Source organism: Klebsiella sp. 10-1 (genome assembly GCF_009758445.1).
Classification (GTDB): domain Bacteria; phylum Pseudomonadota; class Gammaproteobacteria; order Enterobacterales; family Enterobacteriaceae; genus Klebsiella; species Klebsiella scottii.
This window is the reverse complement of record NZ_WQRE01000005.1, coordinates 18,710-34,787: the sequence shown is the minus strand read 5'-3', so window position 1 is coordinate 34,787 and position 16,078 is coordinate 18,710. Positions and strand designations below refer to the sequence as shown.

Here is a 16,078-nt window from a genome sequence, read left to right as displayed (position 1 = left end):
GACCTGTTAGACAAAGGTAATGCTATACCCAAAATAATTCGCGCCGCAGCAAGATGGCCTGCAGCGCGAAGTATAACAAGTATTAGTACAGCGCTTTACCGCTGCTGTCTTTCACGTTGGTTTTCCATGCAGCGCGAACCTGCTCAACCACGCTTTCCGGCAGCGTTGCGTAATCCAGTGCGTTAGCTTCTTTACCGCCGTTTTTATATGCCCAGTCGAAGAACTTCAGCACTTCAGCCGTCTGCTCAGGCTTGCTGGAAGCTTTGTGTACCAGGATGAAGGTGGTTGAGGTGATCGGCCATGCATTTTCACCTTTCTGGTTAGTCAGGTCCTGTGCAAAGGACTTGCTCCAGTCGATACCTTTCGCGGCGTTAGCGAAGTTATCTTCCGTTGGGCTAACCGGCTTGCCGTCAGCAGACAGCAGTTTGGTGTAGGCGAGGTTGTTTTGTTTCGCATAGGCGTATTCAACGTAGCCAATTGAACCCGGCAGACGCTGAACGAAAGCGGCGATACCGTCGTTACCTTTACCGCCCAGACCGGTCGGCCAGTTAACGGTAGAGCCTGCGCCGATTTTGGATTTCCACTCTTCGTTCACTTTCGCCAGGTAGCTGGTGAAGACGAAGGAAGTACCGGAGCCATCAGCGCGACGAACTACGGCAATATTCTGTGCCGGCAGCTTCTTGCCTGGGTTGAGTTTGGCAATCGCTTCGTCATCCCATTTCTTAATTTTGCCCAGGTAGATATCACCCAGCGTTTTACCATCCAGCACCAGCTCGCCGGATTTCAGGCCTGGCAGGTTAACGGCCAGCACCACGCCGCCGATAACGGTTGGGAACTGGAACAGACCTTCCTGAGCCAGCTTGTCATCAGCCAGAGGAGCATCAGAAGCACCGAAATCAACGGTGTTGGCAATAATCTGTTTTACACCACCGGAAGAGCCGATGCCCTGGTAGTTCACTTTATTGCCGGTCTCTTTCTGATAAGTATCAGCCCATTTGGCATACACCGGCGCAGGGAAAGTTGCGCCTGCGCCTGTCAGACTTGCTGCTGCAAATGCAGAAAAAGCGCTCATAGATAAGGTCGCGGCGACAACTGTTGCGACGGTGGTACGCATAACGTTCATAATGTCTCCTGCTGGATTCGTAAATCGTTGTTTCGAGGCTATGGTGAGCAAAATAGGACAAAGAGGTGACAGTAAAATGTACGAATTATTACAGTTTTATGACAAGGAATTATGCGCAGAATAATGGTAAATAAAATCCATTTTAATCATTTAGTTAATCACAATAATGACAATGAGTTTACGGAAAAATTTTCTTTTTATGACAGGAAAATTTAGCGCTAAAGCGGGTCAGTTGTCATAAAAGCCAGGGGACGCGCCTTTTTACTTCATGCGGAAAAAGCGACCAGCGAACCGACAAAAAAGGCCGCCATCCGGCAGCCATTCATGCTTATTTAACCGCCATTCAAAGCGGGTCCGCGCTTTTCCGTCCGCAGACGGCAAGGGAAAAAAAATCCAGGGAGCTTCATCAGCCCCACCGGATGTTTTAACTGACTCGCGAGTTGCGAAAGCGCATCGCTTCAGCAAATTCGCCTTACTCTACGGTAACCGATTTTGCGAGGTTACGCGGCTGGTCAACGTCGGTGCCTTTAATCAGCGCGACGTGATAGGCCAGCAGCTGCAGCGGGACGGTGTAGAAGATTGGCGCAATCACCTCTTCAACATGCGGCATCTGGATGATGTGCATATTATCGCTGCTGTTAAAGCCAGCATCCCCATCGGCAAAGACGTACAGCTGGCCGCCGCGGGCGCGAACTTCTTCGATGTTGGATTTGAGCTTCTCCAGCAGTTCGTTGTTCGGTGCGACAACAATAACCGGCATCTCGGCGTCAATCAGGGCCAGAGGACCATGCTTCAGCTCGCCTGCAGCGTAGGCTTCCGCGTGGATATAAGAGATCTCTTTCAGCTTCAGCGCCCCTTCAAGAGCAATAGGGTACTGATCGCCACGGCCGAGGAACAGCGCGTGGTGCTTATCAGAGAAACTTTCCGCCAGCGCTTCAATACGCTTGTCCTGCGACAGCATCTGCTCGATTCGGCTCGGTAACGCCTGCAGACCATGCACGATATCGTGCTCAATCGCCGCATCCTGGCCCTTCAGGCGCGCCAGTTTCGCCACCAGCATCAGCAGCACGGTCAGCTGAGTGGTGAAGGCTTTGGTGGAAGCCACGCCGATTTCGGTGCCCGCTTTGGTCATCAGCGACAGATCGGACTCGCGAACCAGCGATGAGCCTGGCACGTTGCAAATAGCCAGAGATCCAAGATATCCCAGCTCTTTCGACAGGCGCAGGGCGGCCAGCGTATCCGCCGTTTCGCCGGACTGGGAAAGAGTGATCATCAGGCTGTTGCGGCGTACTGCCGATTTGCGATAGCGGAATTCAGAGGCGATTTCGACATCGCAAGGCACGCCGGCCAGCGCTTCAAACCAGTAGCGAGAAACCATCCCGGAGTTATACGAAGTGCCGCAGGCGACAATCTGAATATGCTCAACCTGAGACAGCATCTCGTTGGCGTTGGCGCCCAGTTCGCTCAGATCGACTTCTCCGTGGCTAATCCGCCCGGTCAGGGTGTTCTTGATAGCGTTCGGCTGCTCGTAGATCTCTTTTTGCATGTAGTGGCGGTAGATGCCCTTATCGCCCGCGTCGTATTGCAGGTTGGATTCGATATCCGGGCGTTTAACCTCCGCGCCTGACTTATCAAATACCACCACCGAGCGGCGGGAGACTTCCGCAATATCGCCCTCTTCGAGGAAGATAAAGCGGCGGGTCACCGGCAGCAGCGCCAGCTGATCGGAGGCGATGAAGTTCTCCCCCATCCCCAGACCAATAACCAGCGGGCTGCCTGAACGAGCGGCCAGCAGGGTGCCCGGATCGCGGGTATCCATGATGACGGTACCGTAGGCGCCGCGCAGCTGTGGGATGGCGCGCAGAACGGCTTCCCGCAGGGTTCCGCCCTGCTCCAGCTCCCAGTGCACCAGGTGAGCAATCACTTCCGTATCAGTCTCTGATACAAAAATATAGCCACGCGACTGCAGCAGCTCGCGCAGCGGTTCATGGTTTTCGATGATGCCGTTGTGGACCACCACAATATGTTCAGAAACATGCGGATGCGCATTGCTCTCTGACGGTTCGCCGTGGGTCGCCCAGCGGGTATGGGCAATCCCCGTACCGCCGTGCAACGGCTGTTCTTCTACCGCCTGAGCCAGCATCTGTACTTTACCGAGCCGACGAACGCGGGACATGTGTCCTTCGTTATCAACCACTGCCAGACCGGCAGAGTCATAGCCACGGTATTCCAGACGACGTAAACCTTCGAGAAGGATTTCAGCAATATCACGCTGCGCGACTGCGCCAACAATTCCACACATAGTTAAATTTCCTGATAATGGCGTTATGCCATGCGTTGTCGCTGACCTGTGTTTACCCAACGCATTTACGTTGGATAATGCCCTTTCCGGGCGCCCCGAGCCTTGTAGAGAGTGGGGTTATTTTTATGGTTACTGCTATGGGGGGAGGATTATTTTATCCTCTCACCCCGGCCCTCATCCCGGAAGGATGAGGGGTAAATGACCTACTTTTTCTTCACCGGACGCTGCCAGCCCTGCTTATGGACCTGCGGCACGCGGCTTAATACTAATTCATTATCAGCAATATCGCGGGTAACCGTGGTGCCGGCGGCGATCGTCACGCCGTTGCCAACGGTTACGGGCGCCACCAGCTGGCTATCCGACCCGACAAACACGTCGTTGCCGATAATGGTTTTAAATTTATTGGCGCCGTCATAGTTACAGGTGATGGTACCTGCACCGATATTCACGTTATCGCCGATTTCCGCATCCCCCAGATAGGAGAGATGCCCCGCCTTCGAGCCTTTGCCCAGGCGCGCTTTTTTCATTTCGACAAAGTTGCCGACGTGCGCGCCTTCCAGCAGCTCCGCCCCTGGGCGCAGACGAGCGAAAGGTCCGATGGTGCAGGCCGCCTGCAGATGGGCATCCTCCACCACGGAGTACGGGCTGATTTCACAGTCATCACCGATGGTGCTGTTTTTAATCACGCAGCCGGCGCCAATTTTCACCCGTTCGCCCAGTACCACGTTCCCTTCAAGGATAACGTTAGTATCAATCTCAACATCGCGCCCATGCGCCAGCGTGCCGCGGAGATCAAAACGCGCCGGATCGCGCAGCATAACGCCCGCCAGCAGCAGTTTTTCCGCCTGTTCAGACTGATAGACGCGCTCGAGGCGGGATAGCTGCAGGCGGTTGTTGACGCCTTCAACTTCGCTTAAACGCTGAGGGTGGACGGCGACGATTTCCCGGCCTTCCTGATACGCCATCGCGATAATATCGGTAATGTAGTATTCGCCCTGGACGTTGTTATTCGTCAGCTTCGCCAGCCAGCGTTTTAAATCCGCGCCGCCGGCGATCAGGATCCCGGTGTTGATTTCCTGAATTTGACGCTGCGCTTCGCTGGCATCTTTATGCTCAACAATGCCGCTAACCCGGCCGTTATCACGCGTAATGCGCCCATAGCCGCTCGGATCGTCCAGCTTCACCGTCAGCAGGCCAATGCCGCCCTGCAGTTTGGCGGCGCGCAGGCGCTGCAGGGTATCGACGGAGATCAGCGGGACGTCGCCGTACAGCATCATGATATCTTCATCATCGGCGAAGAATGGCGCCGCCTGCTGCATCGCATGGCCGGTACCCAGCTGTTCCGCCTGCAGAACCCAGTTAAGATTGTCTTCATGCAGCGCCTGACGCAGCAGATCGCCGCCGTGCCCGTACACAAGGTGTACGGAAGAAGCGCCTAAATCTTTAGTCGCATCAATGACATGTTGCACCATTGGCTTCCCAGCCAAGGAGTGCAGCACCTTGGGAAGATCGGAATACATGCGGGTCCCTTTGCCTGCGGCAAGGACAACCACGCTCATCGCACTGTTTGACATACGCATCCTGACAGCTGTTAGAACGAAAAGTAAAAGCCTTTCACGTTGAAATTACTACATATTTTTCATCATGAAACGAGACGAGGATAAAACGCTCAGGCTCAACGCTATACACCATTTTATGGCGCTATTTTTAGTCACTGCAAATCAGTTTATCTCCGAAAAAACCTGATAAGAGAGATGAATATCTGCTATCCCACTGCTTTTCCTGTTTTTTCGACGCCTGAATAAAGCGAAAACACAAAATGAAACATGATTTTAATATTCATTTATTGTGACGCGGTAAATAGAAACACCGTTTCATTCCGATGATAATGCTGCTCATTATTTACTCTGGAGAAAAAAATGAATAAAAAAATCCCTTTGGCATTAGCCCTTTGTAGCTCAATTATCGCATTGCCGCTGCACGCTGGCGAGGCTCGTGTCTGGCGAGGTATCGCTTTTGGTCAATCAACCGATGTGAATTTCTCCTCCAACGTACTGCCGGAAAAAATCGGGGTTAATGACGTCACCATCGCAGGCAAAAAGCTGACTCCCCAGGATACCGCCGATCTCAGCGCCCCCGTAACCATCGAGAGTCGGGGAGGCAAGATCGCGAATTCGCATGATGGCCTGACCTTCTTTTATACCACGCTGCCGGTTAGCCAAAATTTTATCCTGCAGGCAACGGTAACGGTGGATCAGTTCGGCCCGGAGAACGGCGCCCGTCCGGCAGCGCAGGAAGGCGCGGGACTGCTGGTTCGTGATGTTATCGGTCTGCCACGTCAGCAGCCTTTAAAGGTGGGCTATGAAGAGTTTCCGGCAGCATCGAATATGCTCATGAACGCGATCGTGACCCAGGATAAGAAAGATCATGCGCATATAAAACTGCAGGCGATTGGCCGGGAAGGGATTTCCCAGCCCTGGGGCAATGCCGGTTCTTCTATTACCAGGCAGAGCTACAAAGAGAATATCGATCTCCAGCAAACCCCAGCCTTTCAGCTCAAGCTGGAACGCACTAACGACGGTTTCATCACCTCATGGGCGCCGACGGGCAGCAGCGAATGGGTAAGCAAGAAGGTTCCCCGCAGCGACACGATTGCCCAGCAGGATAAAGACCATTACTACGTCGGCTTTTTCGCCTCGCGTAATGCCAAAATCACCATCAGCAACGCCTCGCTGACGACTTCAGCAGCCAGGACGCAGGCTTCTCCGCCCTATATTGCGAAAGCCTGGCCGGTTGTGATGCAGATTGCCTCTGGCGCCACAAGCCAAAGCGCGGAGTACATTCTGCAGGCGCGGGCTAACTATGACGGGCGTTTTACCGTCCGCCAGGACGAAGTCATCATCGGCAAGGACATAGCCGTCAAAGCCGGGGAGATGTTTACTCAACCCGCCACGCTCAAAGACAGGAACACCTTCGAGGTTCAGTTTACTCCGGCCACCAGCGGCAAGCCGGTAGCGCAAACGCTAACGGTTGAACGCAGCGCCGGCGTAGAAGGCCGTACCCTCTACGTCTCTGCGCAAGGGCAGGCAAACGCCAGCGGAACGGCTGACGCTCCGCTCACTCTCTCCCGCGGCGTGGAGCTACTGCCGGCTGGCGGCACGCTTATCTTAGCCGCCGGAGACTATCCGCAAACGCAGATCCCGCTCAGCGCCAGCGGGCTCAAAGGGCAACCCAAGACGCTGCGGGCCGACGGAAAGGCGGTCATTCACGGCCTGCAGCTCGACGCCAGCTACTGGCATATCAAGGGGATCGCCGTCACCGATAAAAGCCTGCGCGTGCAGGGCAGTCATAATCTGATTGAGAACGTCACCGCTTATCGCAACGATGATACCGGGATTCAAATTTCCTCTCCGCCGGACGTGGGGCGCCCGCTGTGGGCCAGCTACAACCGGGTGGTCAACTCCGAATCGTTCAGTAATGAAGATCCGGGCAAGATCAACGCCGATGGTTTTGCGGTAAAAATGCGGGTGGGTGAGGGAAACCGGCTCGAAGGGTGCTACTCCTACGATAATATCGACGACGGATTTGACCTGTTCAACAAGATTGAAGATGGCGCCAATGGCGTTGTGGTGATCGAGAATTCAATTGCCCGTAATAACACCAGCAATGGTTTTAAGCTGGGTGGGGAAGGGCAGCCGGTGGCGCATGAAGTGCGCAACAGCATTGCGATTGGCAATCACCTGGACGGTTTTACGGATAACTTCAACCCCGGCAGGCTGGTGGTGGTCAACAACGTGGCGGTGGATAATCAGCGCTTTAACTACATCTTCCGCGCCAGCCCGTACGGTAAACCCGAGACTCAGGGCTCGTTTAGCGACAATATCTCCCTGCGCAGCCAGCCTGGAAAATATGATGATGCCGTGGTCGGCAATATCGACGACAGCAACTATTTTATCCACGACGGTAAGAGCATCAACGCCCAGGGAAAGAGCATTAAGAGCGACGACTATCAAACGCTGGCGCTGCCGGACCCGCTGCTGCGCCATGCGGATGGCCGTTTCAATACCGGCGATTTCCTCAGCCGTAGCCAGCCTCGTTCCTGATACTGGCCCTAAAATACAAAGGTCGCCCGCGGGCGACCTTTTACTTTCTTTCCTGCTTCACACCGCATGTGTTGTCGTTTTAGTTAGCGGTACAGCGCAAATGCAGGCCGGAGAGCGGGCTTCTTAGTTATTGAAGGTACCGAAGGTCACGTTCATAGTGCTGAAGAAGGCGATGATTTTATTGAGCAGTTTCATGATGACTTCCTGAATAGAGAGACGTTTTGATAAATTATTTTTTGTGATGCACATCACAAAAAGAAGTCTACGCCTCATTTTTTGAGCGATCAACAAAAATGAGATTATCATCACAAAATTTTTAAAATGTCTTTTTAGTTTTGAAATTACTGAAACGAAACCATAAAAAAAGCCAGCCTGGAAACCAGACTGGCTTTTAACTTTCAAGCCGGTGTTACATCGCTTTTTTGGTCAATTCGATAACGCGCAGTTTGGCGATCGCTTTGGCCAGTTCCGCAGACGCCTGAGCGTAATCTACGTCGCCGTGAGAGCTGTTAATGTGCTCTTCCGCTTTACGCTTCGATTCCAGGGCTCGTGCTTCGTCGAGATCCTGGCCACGAATTGCCGTATCAGCCAGTACGGTCACGCTGCCAGGCTGCACTTCAAGAATGCCGCCGGACAGATAGATAAACTCTTCATGACCGTGCTGTTTAACGATGCGAATCATACCAGGCTTAATGGCGGTGAGCAGCGGGGCGTGACCCGGGAAAATACCCAGCTCACCTTCACTACCCGTTACCTGGATTTTCTCGACCAGACCAGAGAACATTTGCTTCTCTGCGCTGACGACGTCCAGGTGGTAAGTCATTGCCATATCACCCTCCGATTAAGGCGTTAAAGTTTTTTGGCTTTTTCCACGGCTTCGTCGATGGAACCAACCATGTAGAACGCCTGCTCCGGCAGGTGATCGTATTCGCCTTCCATGATGCCTTTAAAGCCACGGATGGTGTCTTTCAGGGAGACGTATTTGCCCGGTGAACCGGTAAATACTTCTGCCACGAAGAACGGCTGGGACAGGAAGCGCTGGATCTTACGCGCGCGAGCTACCACCAGTTTATCTTCTTCAGACAGCTCATCCATACCGAGGATGGCGATGATGTCTTTCAGTTCCTGATAACGTTGCAGCAGAGACTGTACGCCACGCGCGGTGTCGTAGTGTTCCTGACCAACAACCAGCGGATCCAGCTGACGGCTGGTGGAGTCCAGCGGGTCAACGGCCGGGTAGATACCCAGAGACGCGATCTGACGGCTCAGTACCACGGTTGCATCTAAGTGAGCAAAGGTGGTTGCTGGGGATGGGTCAGTCAAGTCATCCGCAGGGACGTATACCGCCTGCACGGAAGTGATAGAACCGGTTTTGGTGGAGGTGATACGTTCCTGCAGAACGCCCATCTCTTCCGCCAGAGTCGGCTGATAACCTACCGCTGAAGGCATACGGCCCAGCAGTGCGGATACTTCCGTACCGGCCAGGGTATAACGATAGATGTTATCGACGAACAGCAGTACGTCACGACCTTCGTCACGGAATTTCTCAGCCATGGTCAGACCGGTCAGCGCAACGCGCAGACGGTTTCCCGGCGGCTCGTTCATCTGGCCGTAAACCAAGGATACTTTATCCAGAACGTTGGAGTCGGTCATCTCGTGGTAGAAGTCGTTACCCTCACGAGTACGTTCACCTACGCCCGCAAACACGGAGTAACCGGAGTGCTCGATCGCGATGTTACGGATCAGCTCCATCATGTTTACGGTTTTACCCACGCCCGCACCGCCGAACAGACCGACTTTACCGCCCTTAGCGAACGGACACATCAGGTCGATTACTTTGATGCCGGTTTCCAGCAGTTCCTGAGAGCTGGAGAGCTCTTCGTAGGAAGGTGCCGCGCGGTGGATAGCCCAACGGTCTTCTTCACCGATGTCGCCTTTCATATCGATCGGCTGACCCAGCACGTTCATGATACGACCCAGCGTTGCTTTACCAACCGGGACTTCGATCGGGTGCTCGAGGTCTTTAACTTCCAGACCACGACGCAGACCGTCGGAAGAACCCATGGCGATAGCACGTACGATACCACCGCCGAGCTGCTGCTGAACTTCCAGCACCAGACTCTCGTTACCATTTTGTACCTCAAGAGCATCGTACACGCGCGGTACGGCATCCTGAGGGAATTCGACGTCAACCACGGCGCCGATTACCTGGACAATTTTTCCAGTAGCCATCTTGAATCCTCTACGAATTAACCTGGTTATACCGCGGATGCACCACCGACGATTTCGGTGAGTTCCTGAGTAATGCTGGCCTGACGAGCTTTGTTGTATACCAACTGCAGCTCTTTAATCAGGCTGCCGCCATTATCGGTAGCGGCTTTCATCGCCACCATACGTGCGGCCTGCTCGCTGGCCAGGTTTTCTACCACGCCCTGATAAACCTGAGACTCAACGTAGCGACGCAGGAGGGTATCCAGCAGCGCTTTTGGATCTGGCTCATACAGGTAATCCCAGGATTTACGCTTCAGATCAGCATCGTCTGACGCCGGTAGCGGCAGCAGCTGAGTAATGGTCGGAGCCTGAGACATGGTATTAATAAATTTGTTGCTGACAACGTACAGCTTGTCCAGACGGCCTTCATCATAGGCCTGCAACATCACTTTTACCGTACCGATCAGTTCGGACAGGGACGGGTTATCACCCATGCCGGTCACCTGAGCGACAATATTGCCGCCTACGGAATTAAAGAAAGAAACGCCTTTAGAGCCGATCATTGCGATATCGCACTGAACGCCTTTATCGGACCAGACTTTCATATCCGCCAGCAGCTTTTTGAACAGGTTAATGTTCAAGCCACCGCACAGACCACGGTCGGTCGACACCACCAGGTAGCCTACGCGCTTAACGTCGCGTTCTTCCAGGTAAGGGTGCTTATATTCCAGATTACCGTTCGCAAGGTGACCAATCACTTTGCGCATGGTTTCTGCATAAGGACGGCTGGCCGCCATGCGATCCTGCGATTTACGCATTTTGGAAGCGGCGACCATTTCCATCGCTTTAGTGATCTTCTGCGTGTTCTGGACGCTTGCGATCTTACTACGTATCTCTTTTGCGCCGGCCATGAACTTCTCCTCAATGCCGTGCGGCTTGCCCTAAGACAAGCCGCCAGACTTTACCAGGACTGGGTTGCTTTGAAGGAGTCGAGGATGCCTTTCAGCTTGCCTTCGATCTCGTCGTTATAGCCACCGGTCTGGTTAATCTCTTGCATCAGCGGAGCGTGGTCACGGTCAACGTAAGCCAGCAGAGCGGCTTCGAAGCTACCGATTTTCGCCAGTTCCACATCTTCGAGGTAACCGCGTTCAGCAGCAAACAGGACCAGGCCCTGCTGTGCTACAGACATCGGCGCATACTGTTTCTGTTTCAGCAGCTCGGTTACTTTCTGACCATGGCTCAGCTGTTTACGGGTTGCTTCGTCCAGATCGGATGCGAACTGAGAGAACGCAGCCAGTTCACGATACTGTGCCAGAGCGGTACGAATACCACCGGACAGTTTCTTGATGATCTTGGTCTGAGCAGCACCACCAACACGGGATACGGAGATACCCGGGTTGACCGCCGGACGAATACCGGAGTTAAACAGGTTGGTTTCCAGGAAGATCTGACCATCGGTAATGGAAATTACGTTAGTCGGAACGAATGCGGAAACGTCACCAGCCTGCGTTTCGATAATCGGCAGCGCGGTCAGGGAACCCGTTTTACCTTTCACTTCACCTTTGGTGAAGTTCTCAACGTATTCAGCGTTAACGCGGGATGCGCGCTCCAGCAGACGGGAGTGGAGGTAGAACACGTCGCCCGGGAATGCTTCACGTCCTGGCGGACGGCGGAGCAGCAGGGACACCTGACGGTAAGCAACGGCCTGTTTAGACAGGTCATCGTATACGATCAGCGCATCTTCGCCACGGTCGCGGAAGTATTCGCCCATTGCGCAACCGGCATACGGAGCCAGGTATTGCAGCGCTGCGGATTCAGAAGCGGTCGCCACAACAACGATGGTGTTGGACAGCGCGCCGTGTTCTTCCAGTTTACGTACCACGTTAGAGATGGTGGACGCTTTCTGGCCGATAGCCACGTAGACGCACTTAATACCGGAATCACGCTGGTTGATGATCGCATCGATTGCCATCGCGGTTTTACCGGTCTGACGGTCACCGATGATCAGCTCACGCTGGCCACGGCCGATTGGGATCATGGCATCGACGGATTTATAACCGGTCTGTACCGGCTGGTCGACGGACTGACGTTCGATTACGCCCGGTGCGATAACTTCGATTGGCGAGAAGCCATCGTGTTCAACCGGACCTTTACCGTCAATGGGTGCACCCAGGGTGTTCACCACGCGGCCCAGCAGGCCACGACCGACAGGAACTTCCAGGATACGGCCAGTACATTTAACCTTCATGCCTTCGGCCAGGTCAGCGTACGGACCCATCACCACCGCACCTACGGAGTCGCGCTCCAGGTTCAGTGCGATAGCGAAGCGGTTACCCGGCAGGGAGATCATCTCGCCCTGCATACAATCGGCCAGGCCGTGGATGCGGATAACACCGTCACTGACGGAAACGATAGTACCTTCGTTGTGAGCCTCGCTCACAACATTGAACTGAGCAATGCGCTGCTTGATCAGTTCGCTGATTTCGGTGGAATTCAGTTGCATGCTCCAGTCCCCTTAAGACTGCAAGACGTCTGCAAGGCGATCAAGACGGCCGCGTACGCTGCCATCAATGACCATATCACCCGCACGGATGATAACACCTGCCAGTACAGACTTATCGATTTTGCAATTCAGCTTAACTTTGCGTGACAAACGTTTTTCCATCGCGTCGGCAATCTTCGCGAGCTGTTCTTCACTCAGTTGGGTGGCAGAAATAACATCTACCTCTGCGGTTGCCTCACTGGCAGCGCGCAGGTGAATGAACTGCTCAAGAACATCCGGGAGCACCTTCAGACGACCGTTTTCAGCCATAACCCGAATCAGGTTCTGGCCGCTGTCGTCCAGCTGCTCGCCGCAGACCGCGATGAACGCTTCAGAGAGCGTTTCCGGCGCCAGGGCACCGGACAGAAGCTCTGCCATTTGTTCGTTTTTAGTCACTTCAGCGGCAAACGCCAGCATATCCTGCCAGCGCTCAACACCTTTGTGTTCGACGGCAAAGTCAAAAGCTGCTTTGGCGTAGGGGCGAGCTACCGTTACAAATTCAGACATCAGCCCCTCCCTCCTTACAGTTCAGCGACAAGTTTATCCACGATGTCGCTGTTAGCAGCTTCATCCACGGAACGTTCGATGATCTTCTCGGCGCCAGCAACAGCCAGGATTGCGACCTGCTTACGCAGCTCCTCACGAGCACGTTTACGTTCGGCATCAATTTCAGCCTGCGCCTGTGCGACGATTTTGGTGCGTTCCTGTTCTGCTTCAGCTTTAGTTTCATCCAGAATCTGAGCGCGACGCTTGTTCGCCTGCTCGATGATTACCTGGGCTTCCGCTTTCGCTTTTTTCAGCTGGTCGGTCGCGTTGGCCTGTGCAAGGTCCAAATCCTTCTTAGCGCGTTCTGCAGAAGCTAAGCCGTCAGAAATCTCTTTCTGCCGCTTTTCGATGGCAGCCATTAAAGGCGGCCATACGTACTTCATGCAGAACCATACGAAAAGAACAAACGCGATGGCCTGGCCGAGGATTGTTGCGTTCATGTTCACAGCACAATACCTCTTAAATTAACTCTGTGGCTTAGGTTTCTTACGTACAACTTACTACGCGACAGCAAACATCACGTACAGACCCAGACCTACAGCGATCATCGGGATTGCATCCACCAGACCCATAACGATAAAGAACTGAGTACGCAGCAGAGGAATCAGATCCGGTTGACGCGCTGCGCCTTCCAGGAATTTGCCCCCGAGGATGCCGATACCGATCGCAGCACCGATCGCCGCCAGACCCATCATCACAGCGGCAGCCATGTACAGCAGATCCATATTCAGGTTTTCCATGACAGTCTCCAGTTTATTTCAGTAAAAACGTAGTATGTTGGTAAAAATCAATGCTCTTCGGATGCCATCGACAGATAGACGATCGTCAGAACCATGAAGATGAAGGCTTGCAGCGTAATAATCAGGATGTGGAAAATGGCCCACGGCACATTCAGAATCCACTGTGACCACCACGGCAACAGACCAGCAATCAGAATGAAAATCAGCTCACCGGCATACATGTTGCCGAACAGTCGCAGACCCAGTGAAACAGGTTTGGACAGCAGGCTTACCCCTTCAAGGATTAAGTTGACAGGAATGAACGCCCAGTGATTGAACGGCTGCAGCGTCAGTTCTTTAACGAACCCACCCACGCCTTTCATTTTGATGCTGTAGAAAAGAATCAGGATAAACACGCCAAGCGCCATCGACAGGGTGATGTTTACGTCCGCAGACGGAACCACGCGCAGTGCAGGCAGGCCGAAAATGTGTTCACCGATATAAGGAATCAGGTCGATTGGCAGCAGATCCATCAGGTTCATCAGGAATACCCAGACGAACACGGTGAGGGCCAGCGGAGCAATCAGCTTGCTCTTGCCATGATACATATCTTTAACGCTGCCATGGACGAAGCCGATGGTCATCTCGATAGCCGTCTGGAGTTTACCCGGTACTCCGCTGGTCGCTTTCTTCGCAACGCTACGGAAAATGGTAAGGAACAACAGACCGAGCACCACTGAGAAGAACATGGAGTCAATGTTGAGCGTCCAGAAGGTGGCCGGGGGGTTGTGCGGATCCACCAGCGAGAAAGTACGCAGGTCCAGCTGAAGGTTATTCAGATGGTGTCCTATGTATTCCTGCGGCGTCATATTTTCTGCAGCCATGATGCCTTTTACCCTTTGTTGTTAATTACAGCTGGTGCCAGAATTTGTACCACCAGCACCAAAACCCACGTCACTATCAGCGGTAAAAATACCGCTTTGAAAACGGCCAGCGCCATCACGAGGAGGGCGAAGGTCAGCAACACCTTGGAGGCTTCGCCGATAGCGAAGGTCCAGGCCATTCGGCCTCTGGCTGGTGTATGCGCCTGATGACGCCAGGCAAAAATCATAAACATTATGTTTGGCACAACGACCGCCAAACCACCGCATATCGCGGATACGCCCCAGAAGGGGTCTTTGAGGCTGAACAGCAGTCCACTTGCTATTACTGCCAGTAACTGAATAAACAGAAGCTTACGAGCAACGTTTCGACTCAAGAGCGACACAGACATCACGTTTTTACTCCTGCTCCCTTCGAGGTATGTCGCGTGTCGTATAAAACGTCCTTTGAGGCGAAGAGTCAAGCATCAAAAAGCGGACAAATTATACGGTGACGCCCCGTGAATTCAAACAATAAGTAGCAAAATAGTGAATAAATGTTTAATTATTTTCCGACAGGCAACTTTTCCTGCATTTTGCCAATCTGTGAGCGATCATGCAAAACTGCAAATACCGAGAAAATACGGCCTATAAAGCGTGCATTAGATCACATTATAAACATTTAAGGTTTTAGTGAATTAATTCTGTTCATAAATCATGACTTTTCATCCTTTTGATATTCAAGATAAAAAGTAGGGACTTTTTACAAAACAACCCAACATACATTAAAAACCTTTTATTGACATTTATAATAAATATTTAACAACTATATGCCTGTTCAGCGCCTTGATTTGTAGCGGACTGATATTTTCAAAGTTGACTATTGTGCTGGTAAATGAATCGACAAAAGTTAATCATCAGAAAAGGCATAGTGAACATATGGTTAAATGTCACCCGATAATACCCCGACGTTACATTCATTTTTGTAACATGCGCAGGTGACATTTTTTCCACATTTTTTGGTAAAAATTAAATCATTTTTGATTTAATCACCACCAGGTGGCGCTCCCCTTCCAGCTGAGGAACATGCAGTTTAATCACCTCGCTCACCGCGTATCCGACTGGCAAATCGGTGATTTCCTCTTCCTGAGCAACGCCCTTGAGCGCGTAAAAACACCCTTCTTCCGCCGGCAAATGGTGACACCAGCTCACCATATCACTCAGCGAAGCGAACGCGCGGCTGATCACGCCATCAAACGGCGGCTCGGCCGGGAACGCTTCTACCCGGCTCTGTACCGGCGTCACGTTCTCAAGCTTCAGCTCATGCTGAACCTGGCGAAGAAAGCGTACGCGCTTGCCCAGGCTATCCAGCAGGGTGAAATGTGATTCAGGGCGTACGATGGCCAGCGGAATACCGGGCAGTCCGGGACCGGTGCCGACATCAATAAAACGGCTTCCTTGAAGATAGGGGGCAACGACAATGCTGTCGAGAATATGCCGCACCAGCATCTCATTCGGGTCGCGAACGGAGGTCAGGTTATAGGCTTTGTTCCACTTATCCAGCAGTCCAACATACGCCACCAGCTGATTTTTCTGATGATCGGTGAGCGTAATAGCCGCTTCATCCAGGAGACGAGAAAGTTTGTTGAGCACGGTCGGTACCTGTCTAAAA

14 protein-coding genes are annotated in these 16,078 nt (G+C 52.9%); 1 reads left to right on the top strand and 13 read right to left on the bottom strand.

Annotated features, from left to right (window positions below; all coding sequences use genetic code 11):
- Nucleotides 1-82: 82 nt before the first annotated feature.
- The 3 genes from pstS to glmU form a co-directional block, all read right to left on the bottom strand.
- Nucleotides 83-1,123: a phosphate ABC transporter substrate-binding protein PstS gene (gene pstS / locus GO007_RS18285; RefSeq protein WP_095102348.1), complete on the bottom strand. Its 1,041-nt coding sequence runs from the start codon at nt 1,121-1,123 to the stop codon at nt 83-85.
- Between the two features lie 472 nt (nt 1,124-1,595).
- Complete coding sequence (glmS, locus tag GO007_RS18280; RefSeq protein ID WP_095102346.1) at nt 1,596-3,425, bottom strand: glutamine--fructose-6-phosphate transaminase (isomerizing); 1,830 nt, start codon at nt 3,423-3,425, stop codon at nt 1,596-1,598.
- 203 nt (nt 3,426-3,628) lie between these two features.
- Nucleotides 3,629-4,999 (bottom strand): bifunctional UDP-N-acetylglucosamine diphosphorylase/glucosamine-1-phosphate N-acetyltransferase GlmU, encoded by a 1,371-nt coding sequence (glmU, locus tag GO007_RS18275; protein WP_095102344.1) that lies wholly within the window; start codon nt 4,997-4,999, stop codon nt 3,629-3,631.
- A 345-nt stretch (nt 5,000-5,344) separates the two neighbouring features.
- On the opposite strand from glmU, the gene GO007_RS18270 reads away from it, so the two are divergent.
- The gene (locus GO007_RS18270) at nt 5,345-7,528 is read left to right on the top strand and encodes a right-handed parallel beta-helix repeat-containing protein (protein WP_095102342.1); all 2,184 of its coding nucleotides are present in this window, start codon (nt 5,345-5,347) and stop codon (nt 7,526-7,528) included.
- Nucleotides 7,529-7,937: 409 nt separating this feature from the next.
- On the opposite strand, the gene GO007_RS18265 is transcribed toward GO007_RS18270, so the two are convergent.
- The 10 genes from GO007_RS18265 to rsmG form a co-directional block, all read right to left on the bottom strand.
- Entirely contained in the window at nt 7,938-8,357 is a 420-nt protein-coding gene (locus tag GO007_RS18265; protein WP_041143353.1) for a F0F1 ATP synthase subunit epsilon, read from the bottom strand.
- Nucleotides 8,358-8,377: 20 nt separating this feature from the next.
- Nucleotides 8,378-9,760, bottom strand: coding sequence for a F0F1 ATP synthase subunit beta (atpD, locus tag GO007_RS18260; protein ID WP_041143354.1), 1,383 nt, complete (start codon nt 9,758-9,760; stop codon nt 8,378-8,380).
- A 26-nt stretch (nt 9,761-9,786) separates the two neighbouring features.
- Nucleotides 9,787-10,650 carry a F0F1 ATP synthase subunit gamma gene (atpG, locus tag GO007_RS18255; protein ID WP_095102340.1) on the bottom strand — a complete coding sequence of 288 codons (864 nt, stop codon included), beginning with the start codon at nt 10,648-10,650 and terminating at the stop codon, nt 9,787-9,789.
- Nucleotides 10,651-10,700: 50 nt separating this feature from the next.
- Nucleotides 10,701-12,242: a F0F1 ATP synthase subunit alpha gene (gene atpA, locus GO007_RS18250; RefSeq protein ID WP_041143356.1), complete on the bottom strand. Its 1,542-nt coding sequence runs from the start codon at nt 12,240-12,242 to the stop codon at nt 10,701-10,703.
- Nucleotides 12,243-12,254: 12 nt separating this feature from the next.
- Nucleotides 12,255-12,788 carry a F0F1 ATP synthase subunit delta gene (atpH, locus tag GO007_RS18245; protein ID WP_045853731.1) on the bottom strand — a complete coding sequence of 178 codons (534 nt, stop codon included), beginning with the start codon at nt 12,786-12,788 and terminating at the stop codon, nt 12,255-12,257.
- Between the two features lie 14 nt (nt 12,789-12,802).
- A complete protein-coding gene (gene atpF / locus GO007_RS18240; RefSeq protein ID WP_041143358.1) occupies nt 12,803-13,273 on the bottom strand; it encodes a F0F1 ATP synthase subunit B in 471 nt (156 codons plus the stop codon).
- A 54-nt stretch (nt 13,274-13,327) separates the two neighbouring features.
- Entirely contained in the window at nt 13,328-13,567 is a 240-nt protein-coding gene (atpE, locus tag GO007_RS18235) for a F0F1 ATP synthase subunit C (RefSeq protein ID WP_000429386.1), read from the bottom strand.
- 47 nt (nt 13,568-13,614) lie between these two features.
- Nucleotides 13,615-14,430 (bottom strand): F0F1 ATP synthase subunit A, encoded by an 816-nt coding sequence (gene atpB / locus GO007_RS18230; protein WP_041143359.1) that lies wholly within the window; start codon nt 14,428-14,430, stop codon nt 13,615-13,617.
- 8 nt (nt 14,431-14,438) lie between these two features.
- Nucleotides 14,439-14,819 carry a F0F1 ATP synthase subunit I gene (atpI, locus tag GO007_RS18225; RefSeq protein ID WP_095102338.1) on the bottom strand — a complete coding sequence of 127 codons (381 nt, stop codon included), beginning with the start codon at nt 14,817-14,819 and terminating at the stop codon, nt 14,439-14,441.
- Between the two features lie 616 nt (nt 14,820-15,435).
- Complete coding sequence (rsmG, locus tag GO007_RS18220; RefSeq protein ID WP_095102974.1) at nt 15,436-16,059, bottom strand: 16S rRNA (guanine(527)-N(7))-methyltransferase RsmG; 624 nt, start codon at nt 16,057-16,059, stop codon at nt 15,436-15,438.
- Nucleotides 16,060-16,078 lie beyond the last annotated feature (19 nt).